Raw genomic sequence first — 20,296 nt, 5'->3', positions numbered from 1 at the left:
GGCGCGGCTTGCGCGGCCGGGGGATGGCTCACCTGGCCGCGCTCTTCGCGCGTTAAGAGGGGAAGAGTGTTGCCGCGGCGAAGGCCGCAGCCAATTGAGGAAGCACGATGTTTGCCGAACTGAAGCAGAAGGCGATGGAACTCTGGTCGAAACGGCCAGGCTTTCTGCGTGGCCGCAGCTTGTACATTTCAGGCGGCGCAGCAGCAGTGGTGCTGCTCATCGGCTGGAGCCTGATGAACGGCAAGAGCGACGCCGATCCGTATCGCACGGCCGCGGTGGATCGTGGCGCGATTACGCGGGTGGTGAGCGCGACGGGGACGCTGCAGCCGCTGGTTTCAGCAAACGTCGGCGCGACGGTGTCGGGGCCGGTGTCGGAAGTGCTGGTCGACTTCAACTCGCAGGTTCGCGCGGGGCAAGTGCTGGCGCGCCTTGACCCGACGCCGTTCCAGCAACGCATTGTCCAAGCGCAAGCGCAATTGGCGCAGCAGCAAGCCCAGCTCGCCGTCGCGCAATCGGATTACCAGCGCTATGTGCTGTTGCAGCAGCGTGGCTTTGCGTCGGAGCAGTTGATGGCGCAGCAACGCGCCGCACGCGATACGGCGCGGGCCGCTGTCGCTTCGGGTGCGGCGCAGGTGGCGACGGCGCGCACCGATCTGGAGCGTAGCGTGATCCGCTCGCCGATCGAGGGCGTCGTAGTGGACCGGCAAGTGAACGTCGGGCAGCCGGTGGCGGCGAGCTTGCAAGCGGCGACGCTCTTTGTGATCGCGCAGGATTTGTCGCGCCTGCAGGCGAACATCACGGTGGACGAGGCCGACATTGGCGAGGTCAACGAAGGCCAGGCCGTGCAGTTCACAGTCGATGCGTTTCCAGATCGCGAGTTTGAAGGCGTCGTCAGCCAAGTGCGTCAGCAGGGCGTCGCTGAATCTGGCGTTGTGAGCTACACAGTTGTGGTCGAGGCAGACAATCCGGGCCGCCAATTGTTGCCGGGCATGACGGCGAACGCTGAGATCGTGCTGGAGCAGCGCGAGGACGTGTTGCGCGTGCCGAACACGGCGCTCCGGTTCCGTCCGGCCGATCCTGAATTGGTGGCGCGAGGTCAGGCGCTCGTGAGCGGTGGCGGTGAGCGGCGCGAGCGTTCTGGCGAAGCTGTCGCGCAAACGCGTGGCGAACGCGGACAAGGCGGCGAAGGCCGGCGCGCCGGTGGTGGGCAAGGACGTGGCCGCGTCGTGGCGCAGCTCGCGGAGAGCCTTCAGCTCAACGAGCAACAACGTGCGGCGGCGCAGACCGCATTCGAAAATGCAATGGCGACGATGCCGGCCCGGGGACAAGGCGGCGGTGGTGATCGGCGCGCGGCGATGCGGCGGATGCGCGATCAAGTGATCCAAGCGATCGAGCCAACGCTGACCGCTCAGCAGCGCGAATTGCTGACGCAGGTGCGCTCAGGCGCCGGGCCACGGCAGGAGGTGCGCAACCAAGCGATAGTCTGGGTGCTGCGCAACAATAAGCCGGCGCCGGTGCTGGTTGAGATTGGCGTTGCCGACAATGGCTACACGCTGCTGCACTCCGGCTTGAACGAAGGCGACGAAGTCATCATCGGTGGCGGTCCGCGCGCGGAGGAGGAGAACTCCAGCAGTCCGTTCGGCGGCGGTGGCCGTGGCGGCGGTCCTGGCGGCGGTGTCCGCATCCGGGGCGGGTGATGGACACACTGATCGAAGCCCAGGCGTTGGTGAAGCTCTACCGCATGGGCGATGAGACAGTGCACGCGCTGGATGGCGTGAGCTTTAGCATTCCGCGCGGCGATTATTGCGCGATCGTCGGACCGTCCGGTTCGGGTAAGTCGACGCTGATGAACATTCTCGGCGGTCTCGATACGCCCACCGATGGTCGCATCACCATCGCCGGCAACGATATCGGAGCGATGAGCGATGACAACCTTGCTGTGTTCCGAAACCAGACCGTTGGGTTCGTATTTCAAAGCTTCAACCTGCTGCCGCGTTTGACGGCGCTCGAGAATGTCGAGCTGCCGATGATCTATGGCGGCGTGCTGCCGAAGGAGCGCAAGGACCGCGCGGCGGAATTGCTGCAGCGCGTCGGCTTGGGCGAGCGCATGGGGCACAGGCCGACACAACTTTCCGGCGGCCAACAGCAGCGTGTCGCCATTGCGCGAGCGCTGGCGGGCAAGCCGGCTTTGTTGCTGGCGGATGAACCGACGGGCGCGTTGGACACCAATACCGGCATCGAGATTTTGGCGCTGTTCAGTCAGCTCAACCAGGAAGGCGCGACAGTCGTGCTCGTCACGCACGATCACGACATAGCGCGGGCGACCAAGCGCACCATCGAAATGCGGGACGGCAGGATCGTTGCCGATCATCTCAATTCTCAGGAGACGCGCCATGATGCGCACGTCTGACCTCGTCTCCAGTGCTGGCCGTGCGTTGCGCGCCAATCCGTTGCGCTCAGCGCTGACGGCGCTGGGCGTCATCATCGGCGTCGCCTCGGTGGTGGCGATGGTGGCGCTGGGCTCCGGCGCGCAAGCGCAGGTAGAGCGCTCGATCGCGAGCTTGGGGTCGAACCTGCTGATCGTCGTTCCTGGCGCGCAGCGCGGTGCGGGCGGTTTGCGCGGCGCCGCCGGCGGTGGTCAGGGCTGGGATACGCTCACGATGGATGACGCCAACGCCATCGCCGAGCAAATCGACGGCGTCGTTGCCGTTGCGCCGTCGCAACGCGCGCGCACACAGGTGATCGCCAACGGCCTCAACTGGAACCCGCAAGTCGAAGGCGTGACGCCCGACTATTTGATTGCGCGCGATTGGGAGATTTCGTCGGGGCGCATGTTCGATGACACGGAAGAACGCCAAGCGCGCCGTGTCGTCGTTCTGGGAGCAACGGTCGCGGCTGAATTATTCCCGAACATTGATCCAGTCGGCCAGACCGTGCGCATGAATGGCGGCACGTTCGACGTGATCGGCGTGCTGGAATCGAAAGGTCAATCCGGTTTCGGCATGGATCAAGACGATATCGTGCTGGCGCCGTTGACGACGGTGAAACGTCGTATCTCCGGCCGTCGCGGGCGGGGGGATTCCGTCAGCCAGATCTCGGTGAAGGCGAGCAGCGAAGATGCGCTGACGACAATGCAGGAAGACGTCGAGAACCTGTTGCGCCAGCGCCACCGTACGCGTGAAGGCGAGGATGATTTCACGGTGCAGAATCTAAGCTCGATCACCGAAACCGCGGCGCAGACCACGCAGGTGTTCACCTACCTCCTGGGGGGAATTTCAGCGGTCTCTCTTCTTGTGGGGGGTATCGGGATCATGAACATCATGCTGGTCAGCGTCACCGAACGGACACGCGAGATCGGGCTTCGCAAGGCGTTGGGCGCTCGTCAGTCAGATATTCTTCATCAATTCGGCCTGGAGGCTGTTACACTTTCCGTGGCCGGGGGAGTAATTGGGTTAGTTATCGGGGTCGCTGGCGCATGGGGGATGACATCGCTATTTAACCTACCCTTGGTGGTGTCCCCGTTAAACGCGGGGCTGGCGATTGCGTTCTCTGGATTGGTTGGAGTGGTGTTCGGCGCTTACCCCGCGTGGCGCGCCGCCCAGCTCGACCCGATCGAGGCGCTGCGGCGGGAATGAGGAAGAAGTTCTCATGCGATTTGTAGTGGCGTCTTTGTTGGCTCTGACGACGGCGATGCCGGCTCAAGCCGATACCTTGACCGAGGCGATGACCACGGCGGTGGAAACCAATCCGACCCTCGCGGCGACACGTCAGCGCCTGAACGCCACACGTGAAGCGCTGCCGCAAGCCTGGGCCGAAGCGCTACCGCAGCTTTCGCTGTCCGCGGGCGCGACGCGCAGCAATCGCGATGGACAGGGGCCAGGTATTGACACGCCGTCGAGTGAGACTTGGTCGGGCTCGGTCGGCGCTTCGCAGCTCGTCTTTGGCGGCGGCCGCGTGGTCGCCACCACACGCGGCGCGCGTGCGCAGATCGCAGGCGCTGTCGCCGACTATGACAACACTTTGCAGTCGCTGCTGCTCGATGTGACACGCGCGTACGCCGACGTGCGCCAAGCGCAGGCTGTCGTGGCGGCGCGCGAGACGACCGTATCCAACCTGACGCGGCTTCTCGAATACGCGCAAGCGCAGTTCGACGCTGGCGTCGTGACGCGCACCGACGTTGCGCAGTCGCAAGCACGACAGGCGCAGGCGCGTACGCAGCTGGTTCAGGCGCAAGGCGCGCTCGCCGCGGCCGTGCAGGCTTATCAGCGGCTGGTCGGCACGCCGCCGTCGGATTTGCAAGCGCCGCAGCCTGCTGGCGGATTGCCTACGGATCTCGGTTCGGCGCTGGAAATCGCGGTGCGCGAGAGCCCAATTCTGCAGAGCGCCGAGGCGGAAACTGTGTTGGCCGATGCAAACGTCGATATCGCTGACTCCGCTGGACGGTTGCGGGTGACGCTGGAAGGCGGCCAGTCCATCGGCGCGGATTTTGACGACGAAGACGCTACCGAAGCGACGACGGACTCGATCGGCGTGCGCATGTCGGTGCCGTTGTTCCAAGGCGGCGCGATCCGTTCGCGCTCGCGGGCGCAGCGCGCTCTCCGCGCGGCGACCAATCTCGACCTCGCGGCGACACAGCGCGCCGTGCAGGAGCTGGTGACGAATTCCTGGACCGGCCTCGCCAGCGCGCGCGCCGCCGTGGATTCTGCCCGCGAGCAAGTCCAGGCGGCGGAACTTGCTTACGAAGGCGTGACGCTCGAACAAGAGACTGGCCTGCGCTCCACTGTCGAAGTGCTCGATCAGGAGCAGGACCTGCTGATCGCGCGCCTTGCTCTGGCCCAAGCGGAGCGCGATCTCGTGGTGGCGGAACGTCAGCTGCTCGCTTCGGTCGGCCAACTCGACGTGCCAACCAGCGGCGGCGGCTCGATCGACAACGACGACTTGCGTGGGCGCTAAGCGTTCGTCTCAGCCCGGACGTATCTGACCAGACCCGCGCACGACGTACTTGAACGTTGTGAGCTGTTCTGCGCCGACAGGCCCGCGCGCGTGCAGCCTGCCGGTGGCGATGCCGATTTCTCCACCAAATCCGAACTCTCCGCCATCCGCGAACTGCGTCGAGGCGTTGTGCAGAACGATTGCGCTATCGACCTCGCGTAGAAAGCGTCCAGCGGTCGTTTCGTCCTCTGTCACGATGCAATCGGTATGTTGGGAGCCGTAAGTGGCGATGTGCGCCATGGCCTCTTCCAGGTCGGAGACGACGCGGACGGCAAGGATCGGCGCGAGGTACTCCGTGCGCCAATCTTCGTCGGTCGCGGTTTCCATCGCGACGATGCCGCGCGCTTCGTCGTCGCCCCGTAGGGTGCAACCCTGCGCCTTGAGTGCGGCGACAATCTCCGGCAGCACTGCGGCAGCTATGGCGCGATCGATCAGCAGCGTTTCGGTGGCGCCGCAGACGGAGACGCGTCGCATCTTCGCGTTGACGGTGATCGCCACGGCCTTGGCGCGATCGGCGCCGGTGTGGATGTACGTGTGGCAGACGCCTTCAAGGTGCGCGAACACCGGGACGCGTGCTTCTTCCTGCACGCGAGCGACCAACGTTTTGCCGCCGCGCGGAACGATCACATCAACGGCGCCGTCCAAGCCCGCCAGCATCATACCCACGGCCGCGCGATCGGCGGTCGGCGCGGCTTGAATAGCGTCTTCGCTCAATCCAGCACTCAGCAGCGCGACGCGTAATGCCGCGACAATCGCGGCGACGCTGTCGGCGCTGTCGCTGCCGCCGCGGAGGATGATGGCGTTGCCGGCGCGGAGCGCCAGCGCGCCGGCGTCGGCGGCGACATTGGGGCGGCTTTCGAAGATCATGCCGATCACGCCGATCGGCGTACGTACGCGCTGGATGGTGAGGCCGTTGGGAGGTGTCCATTCGGCCATGACGGCGCCGACGGGATCGGGAAGGGCGGCGATCGTCTCAACGCCGGCTGCGACCGCCTCCAGACGCTGCTGCGTGAGTGCAAGGCGATCGATAAAGCTCTCCGCCAGCGCCTTCTCCTTGGCGCGCGCGACATCTGCGGCGTTCGCGGCAAGGATAGCGGCGCTGGTTGCACGCAAATGTTGCGCCATGGCGCGCAGTGCCGTCGTGCGTTGCGCAGGGTCGGCTAAGGCGAGCGCTGTAGCAGCAGCACGAGCACGTTGGCCGATATCGCGCATTTGCGCTTCGAGGAAGGTCATGACGTCACCACCATATCATCGGCGTGGATGATGACAGCGCCGGCGTCGTAGCCGAGTGCTTGCGCGATATCGGCGCTCTTCAAGCCACGGATACGCGCAGCGTCAGCCGCGTCGTAGCGCGCAAGCCCGCGCGCCAATTCGGCGCCATCAATGTCCAAGATCCGGACGGCGTCGCCTTTCTCGAATGCGCCGCTGACTTGGCTGACGCCCGAGACGAGCAAGCTCTTGCCGGTACGAAGTGCGGCGGCGGCACCGGCGTCCACTGTCAGTGCACCGCGCGGGGCAAGCGTCCCGGCGATCCAAGCTTTGTAGGCCGCGCGCGGGGTGGCGAGGGGGAGGAACCATGTCGCCCGTGCGCCAGCTTCCAACGCAGCAAGCGGATGAGCCACGTCGCCGCGCGTGATGGCGACGGCGCAGCCTGCGCTGGTGGCGATCTTGGCCGCTTCAATCTTGGTGCGCATGCCGCCCGAGCCCAGCGCACCGGGATCGCCAGCCATGGCTTCGATTTCGCGCGTGATCCCGGCGACTTCAGGGATGAACGCCGCGCTAGCGTCATGGCGCGGATCGCTGCTGTAGAGTCCATCGACATCCGAGAGCAAGACGAGCGCGTCGGCGGAGATCATCTGCGCGGCGCGAGCGGCGAGGCGGTCGTTGTCGCCGTATCGGATTTCGACGGTGGCGACGGTGTCGTTCTCGTTGACGATCGGTACCGCGCCGAGTTCCAGCAGGGTTTCCAATGTCGCGCGCGCGTTGAGCCAGCGGCGGCGGCGCTCGGTGTCGTCTGTGGTCAGCAGCGCCTGGGCAACCGGAATGCCGTGGCGGGCGAAGGCTTCCTCGTAGGCGCCCATCAGCCGGGCCTGACCGGCGGCGGCGGCGGCCTGCTTGTGTTCGAGCCGGTGCAGGCGCTCCAGGCCGAGCGCGCGCCGCCCAAGTGCGATGGCGCCAGACGACACGATCAGCACGCTTTTGCCAGCTGCCCGCATCGCCGCGACGTCGTCGGCCAGGCTGGCGAGCCAGGCGCGGGCTGGCTCGCCGCTCTCGCCATCGACGAGAAGCGACGAACCGATCTTCACAACGACGCGTTTGGCGGTCGCTAACATCATCTCACGTTACCGGCGCCGCCGGGCGCACGCCAAGGCCTTGCGGCGGGCCTGCCACTTTTTGCGGCGCCTGCTTTCGGGTCTCGAACACGTGATCGGCTGGATTTCATTCGGAGATTAGATTGCATGGTGACAAGCGCGCTGCACTGCACTATTGGTTTGGTCGCGCCGATTTGATGCTCAGCTTGCGGGCGCGTTATAAATACAGCTAAAGCGGAGGTGAGTGCGCCTCGGCGCGTCCGCCCTCGGCCCGCAAGCTCCCATCCAATTCGACGCTGCGTTTATGCGCGGAGTTTGGCTATGGGACTTTCAAATAGCGCCTGTCGGGCAAGCGGGGATGCGGCGTTAGCCGACCTCCCGGGCGTTGAATTTCAGCATGATGTGCATCTTGCGGTCCGGGATTGGACCGCGTGGACGGCCGTTTCTGAGCGCGTTTCCTGCGCCGGCGCAGACGTGCTTGCGCTGCAGCTAGCCCGCAGTGACGGCGGCTTTGATGTGCGATGTCGGCTGAAGCAGGTATCGGCACAATCGGCCCGCGACCTCCTCAATACGCTGCTGGATGACGGCCTCGCGGAACGCGGCAGCATCGAGCACTTGGTTTTGGCCAAACGCGACGTGGCGGCGGCGTGATGACGGCGCTAGCTCTAACGCGGCTGCCAAGCGCGCCATTTGAGGATGTCGCTGCGCCGATTCCGAAGGATTTCGTGCTTGAGAGCGGCGATCTGCTGCCGGATACGCACGTGCGCTTGCGCTGTTTCGGTCCGCGCGAAGCGCCTCAAATACTGGCGTTGGGAGGCATTTCCGCCGGCTTGAATGTGTGCGGCGAGGACGGCTGGTGGCGCGAGACGATTAGCGACCACGGCGCCGTCGATCTCAATCGGTTCGGCTTGATTGGACTGGATTTCGCGCCTGCCGGCAATCATCGCGTGCGGCTGACCCCGCAGGATCAGGCGCGTCTGATCGTGATTGCTTTGGGCCGGCTCCGCGTGCCCAAGCTGCACGGGTTTGTCGGCGCTTCCTATGGCGGATTGGTTGGGCTCGCGCTGGCGGCGCTCGCGCCGGAACGGATCGAGCGGCTGTGCGTGATCTCGGCGGCGCATCGGCCCGCCGCGCAGGCGTTGGCGTGGCGCGGCGTGCAGCGGCGCATCGTGGCGTTTGGGCTGGAGCATGGCGACGCCGCTGGCGGTCTCGCGCTGGCGCGGCAACTTGCAATGATTACCTATCGCACCGCCGACGAGTTCGAAGCGCGGTTTGGCGCCGGCATCGACGCGGAAGGACGTGGCGGCGTTGACCGCTATCTCGAAGCGCGCGGCGAAACATACGCCGAAGCAGGCGCGCCGCGCCGGTGGCTGACGCTCAGCGAATCAATTGACCGCGCTTTCGTTGATCCTGTGGATGTCCGCGTCGCAGTGACGCTGGTCGGATGCCTCGACGATCAGCTCGTTCCCATCAGCCTCGTTCGCGAATTGGCTGAACGGCTGCCGCACTTGCGCGGGTTTCACACTCTTCCGTCCATCTACGGCCACGATGCGTTTCTCAAAGAGCCCGCACGCATCGCGCCGATCATCAGAAAATGCTTGGAGGCGCCCGCTCATGGTTGACCGTGACGAAACCATTTCCTGTCGTGCTGGCGTCGATTCGGATTCCGCTCACGGTTCGGTGATGCCGCCGCTCTATCTGTCGGCGAATTACAGCTTCGCGGATTTCAACGAGAAGCGCGAATACGACTACACGCGCTCCGGCAATCCCACGCGTTCGACGCTGGCGGATGCGATCGCCAAGCTTGAAGGCGGTGCGGGCGCGGTCATCACCAGTTCCGGCATGTCGGCCGTGGATCTGGTGCTGGCGCAACTGCCGCAAGATGCGCTCGTGATCGCGACGCATGATTGCTACGGCGGATCGTGGCGACTGTTCGAGGCGCGGGCGCGCAAGGGGCAGATCCGTATTCAGTACGCCAACCTCCGCGATGCCGACGCAGTGGGAGCAGCGCTTGCGCAGCAGCCGGCGTTGCTGTGGATCGAAACGCCGAGCAATCCGCTGATGCGGATTGCGGACATCGCGTCGCTGGCCAAGCGCGCGAAAGCAACCGGCGCGAAGGTGGCGGTCGACAACACGTTCCTTTCGCCGGTCCTGCAAAAGCCGATCGCGCTGGGCGCCGACTATGTCGTGCATTCGACGACGAAGTACCTGAACGGTCACTCGGACGTTGTCGGTGGCGCGGTTGTGGCGGCGGCGGCGGCGGACGCGGAGGAATTGCGCTGGTGGGCGAATTGCACTGGCGTCACTGGTGCGCCATTCGATTCCTGGCTCACACTGCGCGGCTTGCGGACGCTGCACGTGCGCCTTGAACGCCAGCAGGCGACGGCTGCGCGCGTGGCCGCTCGGCTCAGCGAACTGCCATCGGTGGCGGTGGTGCATTATCCCGGCCTGGAGACCCATCCCGATCACGAACTTGCGGCGCGTCAACAAAGCGGCTTCGGCGCCATGCTGAGCTTCGAGTTGGCGGCAGGCGCCGACATTCGCACGCTGACGCGCAACCTGCGCCATTTCGCGTTGGCAGAGTCGCTCGGCGGCATCGAGAGCCTGATCGCGCATCCCGCAACCATGACCCACGCCGCCATGAGCCCGGAAGCGCGTCGAGCGGCGGGCATTGGGGACAACCTGCTGCGTGTGTCGGTCGGGTTGGAGCATCCGGACGACCTCATCGCTGATCTGGAATTGGCTTTGAGCCATGCTGTGGCGAGAGCGCGGTGAGCAGGCGACTGGGTTTGCGCGGCGCGGAGCCGCTAGTTAGCATTGGTGCGCGAGGAATGGATGTCGGGTGAAGCGGCCTGGGTAGTGCACAAGTTCGGCGGCAGCAGCGTCGCCGATGCCGCGTGCCTTCGCCGCGTCGCCGATATCGTGGAGGCGCGGACGGGCGAACGCTCGGCGGTCGTGCTATCGGCGTGCCGTGGCGTAACGGACGCGCTCTACGCGCTGGTGAGCTTGGCGGAGCAGCGCGGCGACATCGACAGCGCGATTTCCGACCTGCGCGAGCGCCACACCGGCATTGCCAGCGAACTGCTCTCAGCCGAAGCGGTGGCGCGCTATGGCGATGAGTTAGACAGCGATCTGCGCGATATTCGCGGCGTGCAGCACACGGTGCAGCTGACGCGCACGGCCGCACCGAATGTGCGCGATCTGGTTGCCGGATACGGTGAGATTTGGTCGTCGAAATTGTTCGCGTACTTTCTTCGTGAGCGCGGACGGAGCAGGGCGACACCGGTCGCGTGGGTGGATGCGCGCAAGGTAATCGTCGTGGATCAAGGGCCGCTGGGGCCGATGGTCGATTGGGCGCGCTCGCGGGAGAGCTTAGCGCAGGTCATTGACGCGGGAGCTGAGACGCTCTTGGTCATTACGGGCTTCGTCGCCTCCGACAAACAGGGTGCGCAGACAACGCTTGGGCGCAACGGCAGCGATTTCTCCGCGTCCATTTTTGGCTCGCTGCTGGGCGCCCGCGAGATTTGTATCTGGACCGATGTCGACGGCGTGCTCTCCGCCGATCCGCGCCGCGTGCCGGGCGCGACGGTGATCGACTCACTCTCCTACAACGAAGCGATGGAGCTCGCGTATTTCGGCGCCAAGGTGATCCATCCGCAGACGATGGGCCCCGCAATTGCCGACGCGATCCCTATCCGCATTCTCAATACGTTTGCTCCCGAAGGGAGCGGCACGCTGATTTGCGCCAATCCACAATCGACGCTGCCGGTGAAAGGCATCACCAGCATCGAAGGCGTCGCGATGATCGATCTCGAAGGCGCCGGCATGATCGGCGTGCCGGGGACAGCGCATCGTCTGTTCGGCGCGCTCCGGCAGGCCGACGTCTCCGTCATTCTGATTTCGCAGGGCAGTTCCGAGCACTCGATCTGCTGCGCGATACCGGAAGCGCAAGCGGAGCGCGCCGCCGCCGTGGTGCGCGACGCGTTCGATCGCGAATTGCGCACGGGGCAGATTCAAGACGTCACAATCGATCGTGACTTAGCGATCCTAGCCATTGTCGGTGACGGCATGGCTGGGATGCCGGGTGTGGCGGCAAAGCTCTTCTCTGCGCTCGGCCGCGCTGGCGTGAACGTCCGCGCCATCGCGCAAGGCGCGTCGGAACGCAACATCTCCGCTGTGGTGGACGCCGCCAGCACGACGCGCGCGCTACGAGCGGCGCATGCGAGCTTTTACCTTTCGCCGCACACGCTCTCGATCGGCGTGATCGGGCCGGGTTCGGTGGGCAGCGTTTTTCTGGATCAGCTTGCGTCACAGAGCGCGCGGCTGCGCGAGGAGTTCAATCTCGACTTCCGCGTCCGCGCCATTGCGTCATCGAAACAGATGGCGTTGTTCGATCGCGGCGCGGCGCTGAGCGATTGGCGCGGCGAGCGGGATAGTGCCGGCAGCACTCTTGATATCGACAAGTTCATCGATCACGTGCGCGCCGAGCACTTGCCGCACAGTGTGATCATCGATTGCTCCGCCAGCGAGGACGTGGCGCGCCGCTATGTGCAATTCTTCGAGCGTGGCATCCACGTGGTCACGGCCAACAAAAAGGCTCACAGCGCCGACTACGCGTATTTCCAGGACATGGCGAAGGCGCGGCAGGCCAGCGGAGCGCACTATCTTTACGAAACCACCGTTGGCGCGGGGCTTCCCGTGGTGCGCACGACGCGCGAGTTGAGGGAAACCGGCGACGAAATCACCAGCATCGAAGGCATCTTCTCAGGCACGCTGGCGTATCTGTTCAATGTCTATGACGGCAGCGCGCCGTTCTCGGCCGTCGTGCGCGACGCCAAGGAGCGCGGCTACACAGAACCCGATCCGCGCGACGATCTTTCGGGGATGGACGTGGCGCGCAAACTGATCATCCTGGCGCGTGAGATGGGCTTGGCGCTGGAGCTCTCCGACGTCGTGGTCGAGAGCTTGGCGCCGAAAGCGCTGCAGGACGTCGGCGTCGAGGAGTTCATGGAGAAGTTGCCGGAACACGATGCGGCGATGCGCGAACGGCTCGAAGCCGCGCGCGCGCGCGGGAAGGTGCTGCGCCATGTCGGACGCGTTACCGCTGCGGGTGAAGCGCGCGTCGGCGTTGTCGAACTCGACGCCTCAGCGCCGCTGGCGAACACCGCGCTCACCGACAACATCGTGCGCTATTCAACGCGCCGCTACAGCGCCAACCCACTCATCGTGCAAGGGCCCGGCGCTGGACCGGAAGTTACGGCCGGTGGCGTGTTCGCCGACCTTCTGCGCCTCGCGTCCTACCTTGGAGCGCGCATGTGAGCGCGGCAGCCGCCCAGCGCGCGACGGCGTTTGCGCCGGCATCGGTCGGCAATGTCGGCGTCGGCTTCGATATTCTCGGCTTCTCGGTTGATGTGCTGGGTGATCGCGTCACGGCGTCCGTATCGGCAACGCCCGGCGTTACGATCAAAGCGATCAGGGGCGTCGCCGATGATCTTCCCCTGGAAGCCGCGCAGAATACTGCGGGCCGCGCGGTTCAGGCGCTTGTCGAAGCGGCGGCGCCAGCGTTCGGCATCGAACTCGAGATCGAGAAGGGTATTCCGCTTGGCTCGGGCCTCGGCGGCTCGGCGGCCTCAGCTGTTGCCGGGGTAGTGGCGGCGAACCGACTGTTGCAAACGCCATTCAGCAAGCTCGATCTTCTGAAGTTCGCGATGCAGGGCGAAGCGGTCGCCAGCGGATCGCTTCACGTGGACAACATCGCGCCATCATTATTCGGCGGCCTGGTTCTTACTGTCGGCATCGATCATCCGCGCGTGAAGCAGATTCCGGTGCCGAAGGGTGTGCGCGCAGTCGTGGTGCACCCGCATTTGTATCTGGCGACAAAGGAAGCGCGCGCGGTGCTGAGCAAAACGATCGGCATGTCGGACTTCGTGTGGCAGACGGCAAACCTCGCGGGGTTCATTGCCGGTTGCTACTCGAACGATGTGGATATGATTCGAGCTTCCTTCGAAGACGTGCTCATCGAGCCGCAGCGTCAATCGATGATACCGGGCTTTGCGGACGTGAAAGCGGCGGCGATGGCGCAAGGCGCGCTCGGTTGCTCGATATCGGGCGCGGGGCCGACCATTTTCGCCTGGGCGTTGGCCGAGCAGGCGCAGAGCGCTCTGGCGGCGATGGAGGCGCAGTTCGCGTCGCGTCAGATCGGCGTGGATGGCTGGGTCGTCGACATAGAGTCCGCCGGCGCGCGGCTCGTTGAGATCTAGCCATGCGTTACGTCAGCACGCGCGGCGGAGCGGCGCCGGTTTCGTTTAGCGCGGCACTCATGCAAGGCATCGCGCCCGATGGCGGACTTTATGTGCCTGCCCAATGGCCGCGCTTCGACGCGCGGGCAGCGCCCGATGCGCTACCAGTGTTTGCGGCTGCGTTGCTGGAGACTTTCGTTGCGGATGATCCGCTGGCCGATCAGCTCGCTGCGATAACCGCGGACGCATTTTCGTTTCCTGCGCCCCTGAACAGCATCGATGGCCATCCTGCCCAAGTGCTGGAGCTCTTTCACGGTCCAACGGCGGCGTTCAAGGATTTCGGCGCGCGGTTTCTGGCGGCGTGCCAGGCGCGCGTCCCGCGGGCCGAAGGCGAGCGACCGTTACACATCCTTGTGGCAACATCCGGCGACACAGGCGGCGCCGTCGCCTCCGCTTTTCATGGTAGGCCGGGCGTGCAAGTCAGCGTGCTCTACCCGAAGGGCATGGTGTCGCCGGCGCAAGAACGCCAGCTCACGTGCTGGGGCGGCAATGTTCACGCGTTCGCCGTGCACGGCGCATTCGATGATTGCCAGCGCCTGGTGAAGGAGGCGTTCGTGGATTCTGCGCTGAGCGCCAAGTTCGCGTTGTCGTCGGCCAACAGCATCAACGTCGCGCGATTGTTGCCGCAGATGACGTACTTCGCCGCGACTAGCCTGGCGATCTGGAACGAACACGGCGCGCCGGCGTCCTTCGTCATCCCGAGCGGCAACCTCGGCCACGCCACCGCGTGCCTGTGGGCGCGCAAGCTGGGCTTGCCGATCGATCAGATCGTTCTGGCGCACAACGCCAATCGCACCATGCCGGATTATCTCACCTCCGGCGAATGGCGCCCGCGCGCCACCATCCCCACCTTGGCGTCAGCCATGGATGTCGGCGACCCAAGCAATGGCGAACGTCTACGCCATCTCTACCCAAACCTCGCGGAGTTGCGGTGCGCGGTCACCGCGTACGTGGTGGATGACGAAGCGATCCGCGCGCGCATTCGCACCGGCTGGGAACAGCACGCGCAGATTTGGTGTCCTCACACAGCCGCCGCCGCGGAAGCGTTTGCGCGACACACGCAGGATGGCGCCGTAGCAAGACGTTGGGTGATTGTGGCGACGGCGCATCCGGCGAAGTTTCCGGAGATCGTCGAACCGATCATTGGCCAGACGATTCCTGTGCCACCTGCGCTGGCCGCTTTGCCGCCGGCAGGCTCACCGACTGAAATCGAACCGCGCCTCGCGACGTTGCGCCAATCACTGCTGCTCTCTTGATAGCGGTCACGCCGCTTCGCGCTTGTCACGATGATACGGCGCCTCGGTCACTACGTCTCCCGTAATCAGCCGGGCGCCACGCTCGAAGGTGAGATAGGACCAAGTCCAATCGAGCGCGACAGCGATACGGTTCTTGAAGCCGATCAGATAGTAAATGTGCGCCGCGCACCAGACGAGCCAGCCGATAAAGCCCTTCAAGTGGAAGCCGCGGAAATCGGCGATCGCGGCTTGGCGGCCGACGGTGGCCAGATTGCCGTAATCGACATAGCGGAACGGCTTATCCAAACGCTCGCCCTTAACCGCCGCCAGGATCGCGCGTGCGGCATAGGCGCCCTGCTGCTTGGCGACGGGCGCGACGCCCGGCAGCGGTTTGCCGTTGGCGTCGTTGACGGCGGCGCAGTCGCCGATGACGAAAATCTCATCGTGCCCCGGCGCGCGCAGGTCAGCGTCGATGATGGCGCGCCCGGCGCGGTCTGCGGAAATGTCGAGCCAGCGCGCGGCGGGTGAGGATTGCACGCCGGCGGCCCAGATCACGGTGCGCGAGTCGATGCCTTCGTCACCAAGAGTGACGCCTTCCTCGTCCACGTCCGTGACGGCGTGGCCAAGGCGAACTTCAACGCCGAGCTTTTCCAGTGCGCGGCGGGCGTGTTCTGAGAGATCTTCGGGGAAAGCGCCAAGCAGGCGCGTCGCCGCCTCAATCAGAACGATGCGGGCGCTCTTAGGATCAATGCGGCGATAGTCGCGCGCAAGCGCCTTCTTCGCGAGTTCCGCGATGGCGCCGGCGGTTTCAACGCCGGTGGGGCCGCCCCCTATGACGATAAAGGTAGTGAGACGCGCGCGTTCGGCGGGATCGTCCTCAAGTTCGGCGCGCTCGAACGCGAGCAGGATGCGCTTGCGCTGTTCGGTAGCGTCCTCAAGCGTCTTCAGGCCCGGCGCGAAACGCTCCCATTCGTCGTGACCGAAATAAGCGTGGCGCGCACCGGTGGCGACGATGAGATAATCGTACGACACGCGTCCGGCGCCGAGCATGACGGCCTTATTGGCCGTATCGATGCCTTCGACCATGCCGAGTGCTACGTGCGCGTTCTTTTGCTTGCGCACGATGGCGCGGATCGGCGTCGCGATCTGGTTCGGCGCGAGGCCCGCGGTCGCGACCTGGTACAGGAGCGGTTGAAACAGATGATGGTTGCGCCGGTCGATCACGGTGACGCGGACAGGCGCGCGCGCCAGCGTCTTGGCCGCGGCTAGCCCGCCGAAACCAGCGCCAATGATGACGACCTTCGGCAGCGGCGCGTCGTCGTCGCGGCGGTTGGCGTCGAGATGCGTCATCGTTATCCTCGCACCCACAGATATAAGCACAGCGGCGACGGCGCCCACGACGCAGGGAGCCTGAAAACCCGCCTGCGTCATTGTGGACCGGTGCGGATATTGGAGCGGGCGGGGGGAATCGAACCCCCGACATTCAGCTTGGGAAGCTGACGTTCTACCTCTGAACTACGCCCGCGAGCGGGAGCAGGCTTAAGGGAGGTGGGCTGGCGTTGTCGAGGGGCAGGCCGTGATGGAAGTCCTACGCCGAACGCCCTAGGTTCCTAGCGAAAAGGAGCCGCCCGTGGCCGAGATCGTTCAGACACAGTTGCGCAAATTCACCGACGAGATTTGGCGCGATGCGATCGTGCCGACCTTGGTCGAGTATATCGCCATCCCGAACAAGTCGCCGTCGTTCGAGCCGGACTGGCAGACGCTCGGCCACATGGACAGGGCGGTTGATCTGTTCGTGGCGTGGGCGACCGAACGCCTGCCAGCTCTTGGCGCTACCCTGAGCGTGGAGCGTTTGCCGGGGCGCACGCCGCTCATCTTCATCGACGTGCCAGGCGCCAAGAGCGACGACACCGTGCTGCTCTACGGTCACCTCGACAAGCAGCCGGAAATGACGGGGTGGGCCGACGGCAAGGGGCCGTGGGTCCCGGTGCTGGAGGGCGATAAGCTCTACGGTCGCGGTGGCGCCGATGACGGCTACGCCATGTTTGGCGCGCTGGCGGCGCTGTTGGCGCTGAAGGATCAAAGCGTGCCGCATGCGCGCTCGGTGATCGTAATCGAAGCGTCGGAAGAAAGTGGCTCGCCCGACTTGCCGGCGTACATGGACGCGTTGGCGGATCGCATCGGCAACGTGTCGCTAGTGATCTGCCTCGATAGCGGCTGCGGCGACTACGATCGGCTTTGGTTGACGACATCGTTGCGCGGCATGGTTGGCGGGACGTTGCGGGTGGACGTATTGGACGAGGGCGTCCATTCCGGCGACGCATCTGGCGTCGTGCCGTCGAGCTTTAGGGTGATGCGCCAGTTGTTGGCGCGGGTGGAAGATGTCGACACGGGTGCGATCAAAGGCGCTGCATTCAACGTCGAAATTCCCGCGGACCGGCAGAAGCAAGCGAAGGTTGCGGCCCAAGCGCTTGGCGATCAGGTCTACGCCAAGTTTCCGTTTGTCGCCGGCATGAAACCGAATGGCGACGAACTCTCCGAGCTAGTGCTGAACCGCACCTGGCGGCCGGCGCTCTCGGTGACCGGCTTTGCCGGCGCGCCGGCGCCGCGCGACGCCGGCAACGTGTTGCGGCCTTTCACCGAAGCGAAGCTTTCGCTGCGCGTGCCGCCAACGGCCGACGCGAAGAAGGCCAATAGCGTGTTGAAGGACATGTTGGAGCGTGATCCGCCTTATGGCGCGCGCGTGCACTACGACGGCGAGAAAGAAGGCTCCGGCTGGAATGCGCCAAGGACCGCGACGTGGCTCGAAGCGGCGCTGGAGGACGCTTCACACGCCGTCTTTGGTCAGCCGGTTGCGATGATGGGCGAGGGTGGCTCGATCCCGTTCATGGGCATGCTGGGTGAGAAGTTTCCGGATGCTCAGTTCGTGGTGACGGGCGTGCTTGGTCCGCACTCCAACGCCCACGGTCCGAACGAGTTCCTGCACATTCCGATGGGCAAGCGCGTCACGGAAGTCGTCGCACGCGTTCTCGCCGCGCACTACGAGCGCTAGCTCGCTGCCTTTTGTGCGGTTGGGCTGGGCGCTGCTTCTTGGCGTGCCGGCAAGCGCGCGAAGCGCATCACGGTGGCCGCGAGCATGTCGCGGTCGGCGGGCTTGACGATATGTTCGGCTGCGCCGAGTGCGAGCGCGTGAGCGCGGTCCTCGTTCACGGAGAGCACGACGACCGGGATGTCTTGCGTTTTCGGATCGTGCTTCAGGCTTTGCAGCACGCGCCAGCCTGATCGATCAGGCAGGAAGATGTCGAGCAGCACCAATGCCGGAGACTTGGCGCGCGCGAGCGCCAGGCCTGCCTCGCCACCGCCGACGCCTTGCACGGCGAAGCCGGCGCGCGTCAGGGCGCGGGCGGCGAGTTCGCGGGCGTCCGGTTCATCTTCGATGACGATGACAAGCGGCGCGCCCTCGGCGCCTTGGACTTCGTCGATCTTGGCGGCGGCGCCCAGCGCGGCGGAGGCATCAGAGAAATCAACTGGAACGTGGAGCGTGAATGCCGCGCCTTCGCCCAGCGCGCTTTGCACGGTGACATCGCCGCCGAGCAACTGCGCGAAACGCCGCGTGATGGTGAGACCTAGGCCGGTGCCGCCATATTGCTGTGTGATGGAAGGATCGGCCTGCACGAACGGCTGGAACAGGCGCGACATGTGCTCTTTGGACATGCCAATGCCGGTGTCGCGCACCACAATGAACACTTGTTCGACGCCGTTGCACGCGCGCTGGCTGAGTTCGATGTCGATGCGACCGTTCTTGGTGAACTTGGCGGCGTTCGAGAGCAGATTGAGGACGCACTGTCCGAGCTTCATCGAGTCGCTGTTGACCGCGCGCACGTAGGCTGCGTTGAGCCGGAGCGTATTTCCGTTTTGCTCGGCGATCGGACGCACAGTTTCGATCAAATCCTTCAGCATGTCGGTGGCGTCGAACGGCGCGGCGGTCACATCCATGCGTCCGGATTCGATCTTGGAGAGATCGAGGATTTCGTTGATGAGGCTGAGCAAATGCTTGGCGGCGGTGAGGATGCGGTTGAGATCCTGTACGGTCGCCTTGTCGCCGCTATCTTCAGCATCCTCCTGCAACATCTCGGCGTAGCCGATGATGGCGTTCAGAGGCGTGCGCAACTCGTGACTCATATTGGCGAGGAATTGCGATTTGGCCAGATTGGCTGTTTCCGCGTCGTCGCGCGCGTGCGCGAGATCGTCGATGCCGCGCTCGACCATAGGGCTGCGTTCCGCCAACGTTCGCAGAATTTGCGCTAGCGTTCCGCCGGCGTCGGCAATGATGTCGTCAAAATTCGCCGTAAGTTCGTTGCTGAGTGTCTTGAGTTGCTCATTCTGCGAAACGAGAGCGGCGGCTGCAGCCTCGGTAACATCGCGCGGCAAAGCCGGGCTGGCGGCGACAGCGGCTGCGTCGCGGGTGACACAGGTGAGGCGGACGGGCGCGCCGTCCGGCGTGGTGCGAACGAAGCCCTGATGACGCACGCGCCTGCGTGACCCATCGGCGCCAAGCACTTCGTGTTCCAGCGCGATGCGGCGCACCGCGCCGCGCGAAGGCGCAAACGCGGCGCTGACCAGGGCTTTGTCAGCGGCGGGTGCAAAGCATCCGTTCTCGACTACGTCGCGATAGGTGACCGGGCGGCCGAGCAGGGCCGCAAGCCGCGGCGCGCCGACGAGGCGTTCGCGCGTGAAATCGATCTCCCAGGCCGCGGATGCGGCGTCGCCGAAGCTCATGTTGAGCTGACGCACCCATTCGGCGTCTTGCATGCGGGCATGGGCGGCGCGGTGGCTGTGATGCAACGTCGCGGCGAAGGCATAACCGACCATCAGGGCGCACGCGGTGATGAGCCAAAAGGCGTCCGCGGCGGCGGCCTCGAGCAGGAAAACCAGACCCACGAAAGCGTACGGGGTGCAGGCGGCCAATGTGTGCATGCGGCCCCGGCGGGCGCTGAAGGCAGTGTGCGTCAACAACACGAACAACATGGCGACGGCCAACGCGACACCGAGTTCGCCGCGCGCATACCACGCGATTGCCGGTGCGCACACCAAGCTCGTTGCACTCACTATATCGAGCGCCAGGTGAGCAGCGCGCATTTGCGCGACTGAAAAATCTTGCAGCCGTGCAGCGAACGCGTTGCGGCCGGCGTCAACAAGCAGCGCGAGGCCTAGCCAAATGGCGCCAACAGCGAGGCCAGCGGCGGCGGCGGCGGCAAGCGCAATCACGCCGAACAGCACGTATCGTGCGCGCGGGCCCGTGAAGGCTTCTTCTGCCGCGCGTTCGATCGCCGCATGGTTGATGAAGTATTGCAACGCCCACCCCGATGGATAATTTCACGGTAAGACTATCGCGGCTCTGTAAAGCAAGCGTTCGCACGCGTTGCGTTTCGTGTCGTTTTGAAACGAATATTGACTG

Annotated in this window: 15 protein-coding genes, 1 tRNA gene and 1 riboswitch; of the genes, 11 read left to right on the top strand and 5 right to left on the bottom strand. The window is 65.0% G+C overall.

All coding sequences use genetic code 11. The annotated features are described in order from the left end of the window. The first annotated feature begins 107 nt into the window (after positions 1-107). Genes DSM104635_RS14610 through DSM104635_RS14595 form a run of 4 tightly spaced genes read left to right on the top strand, consistent with a single transcriptional unit; the run spans position 108 to position 4,953 of the window. Positions 108-1,697 carry an efflux RND transporter periplasmic adaptor subunit gene (locus DSM104635_RS14610; RefSeq protein WP_158766912.1) on the top strand — a complete coding sequence of 530 codons (1,590 nt, stop codon included), beginning with the start codon at positions 108-110 and terminating at the stop codon, positions 1,695-1,697. After that, a complete protein-coding gene (locus tag DSM104635_RS14605) occupies positions 1,697-2,410 on the top strand; it encodes an ABC transporter ATP-binding protein (protein ID WP_228445705.1) in 714 nt (237 codons plus the stop codon). Before DSM104635_RS14610 ends, DSM104635_RS14605 begins: the two co-directional genes overlap by 1 nt. Next, a complete protein-coding gene (locus DSM104635_RS14600; protein WP_158766911.1) occupies positions 2,394-3,635 on the top strand; it encodes an ABC transporter permease in 1,242 nt (413 codons plus the stop codon). The genes DSM104635_RS14605 and DSM104635_RS14600 overlap by 17 nt, the downstream gene beginning before the upstream one ends. Before the next feature lie 13 nt (positions 3,636-3,648). Then, the gene (locus DSM104635_RS14595) at positions 3,649-4,953 is read left to right on the top strand and encodes a TolC family outer membrane protein (RefSeq protein WP_158766910.1); all 1,305 of its coding nucleotides are present in this window, start codon (positions 3,649-3,651) and stop codon (positions 4,951-4,953) included. 9 nt (positions 4,954-4,962) lie between these two features. On the opposite strand, the gene DSM104635_RS14590 is transcribed toward DSM104635_RS14595, so the two are convergent. After that, entirely contained in the window at positions 4,963-6,225 is a 1,263-nt protein-coding gene (locus DSM104635_RS14590) for a glutamate-5-semialdehyde dehydrogenase (RefSeq protein ID WP_158766909.1), read from the bottom strand. Next, positions 6,222-7,328, bottom strand: a complete 1,107-nt coding sequence (proB, locus tag DSM104635_RS14585) for a glutamate 5-kinase (RefSeq protein WP_158766908.1) — start codon at positions 7,326-7,328, stop codon at positions 6,222-6,224. The genes DSM104635_RS14590 and proB overlap by 4 nt, the downstream gene beginning before the upstream one ends. 152 nt (positions 7,329-7,480) lie before the next feature. Further along, a riboswitch (SAM riboswitch) is annotated at positions 7,481-7,558 on the top strand. Positions 7,559-7,778: 220 nt separating this feature from the next. Between proB and DSM104635_RS14580 the strand changes: the two genes are divergently transcribed. The 6 genes from DSM104635_RS14580 to thrC are packed head-to-tail and all read left to right on the top strand — an operon-like array spanning position 7,779 to position 14,859. After that, positions 7,779-7,955: a hypothetical protein gene (locus DSM104635_RS14580; RefSeq protein WP_158766907.1), complete on the top strand. Its 177-nt coding sequence runs from the start codon at positions 7,779-7,781 to the stop codon at positions 7,953-7,955. After that, on the top strand, positions 7,955-8,926 hold the full coding sequence (gene metX / locus DSM104635_RS14575; protein ID WP_158766906.1) for a homoserine O-succinyltransferase MetX: 972 nt from the start codon (positions 7,955-7,957) through the stop codon (positions 8,924-8,926). Before DSM104635_RS14580 ends, metX begins: the two co-directional genes overlap by 1 nt. Further along, complete coding sequence (metB, locus tag DSM104635_RS14570) at positions 8,919-10,079, top strand: cystathionine gamma-synthase (protein ID WP_158766905.1); 1,161 nt, start codon at positions 8,919-8,921, stop codon at positions 10,077-10,079. Before metX ends, metB begins: the two co-directional genes overlap by 8 nt. 60 nt (positions 10,080-10,139) lie before the next feature. Continuing rightward, entirely contained in the window at positions 10,140-12,623 is a 2,484-nt protein-coding gene (gene thrA / locus DSM104635_RS14565) for a bifunctional aspartate kinase/homoserine dehydrogenase I (RefSeq protein WP_158766904.1), read from the top strand. Then, positions 12,620-13,564 carry a homoserine kinase gene (locus DSM104635_RS14560; protein WP_158766903.1) on the top strand — a complete coding sequence of 315 codons (945 nt, stop codon included), beginning with the start codon at positions 12,620-12,622 and terminating at the stop codon, positions 13,562-13,564. The genes thrA and DSM104635_RS14560 overlap by 4 nt, the downstream gene beginning before the upstream one ends. Positions 13,565-13,566: 2 nt before the next feature. After that, positions 13,567-14,859 (top strand): threonine synthase, encoded by a 1,293-nt coding sequence (thrC, locus tag DSM104635_RS14555; protein ID WP_158766902.1) that lies wholly within the window; start codon positions 13,567-13,569, stop codon positions 14,857-14,859. 6 nt (positions 14,860-14,865) lie between these two features. On the opposite strand, the gene DSM104635_RS14550 is transcribed toward thrC, so the two are convergent. Continuing rightward, on the bottom strand, positions 14,866-16,188 hold the full coding sequence (locus DSM104635_RS14550) for an NAD(P)/FAD-dependent oxidoreductase (protein ID WP_158766901.1): 1,323 nt from the start codon (positions 16,186-16,188) through the stop codon (positions 14,866-14,868). 100 nt (positions 16,189-16,288) lie between these two features. Continuing rightward, positions 16,289-16,363: transfer RNA gene (locus DSM104635_RS14545), tRNA-Gly, on the bottom strand. A 105-nt stretch (positions 16,364-16,468) separates the two neighbouring features. Here DSM104635_RS14545 and DSM104635_RS14540 point away from each other — a divergent pair. Then, a complete protein-coding gene (locus DSM104635_RS14540; RefSeq protein ID WP_228445704.1) occupies positions 16,469-17,890 on the top strand; it encodes a M20/M25/M40 family metallo-hydrolase in 1,422 nt (473 codons plus the stop codon). On the opposite strand, the gene DSM104635_RS14535 is transcribed toward DSM104635_RS14540, so the two are convergent. After that, positions 17,887-20,193 (bottom strand): ATP-binding response regulator, encoded by a 2,307-nt coding sequence (locus DSM104635_RS14535; protein ID WP_158766900.1) that lies wholly within the window; start codon positions 20,191-20,193, stop codon positions 17,887-17,889. The two genes, DSM104635_RS14540 and DSM104635_RS14535, sit on opposite strands and share 4 nt — an antisense overlap. Positions 20,194-20,296: the final 103 nt, after the last annotated feature.

This window comes from Terricaulis silvestris, from assembly GCF_009792355.1.
Lineage (GTDB): Bacteria > Pseudomonadota > Alphaproteobacteria > Caulobacterales > Aquidulcibacteraceae > Vitreimonas > Vitreimonas silvestris.
Note: the sequence above shows the minus strand (reverse complement) of the source record. Positions and strands in the feature narration are given on the sequence as shown.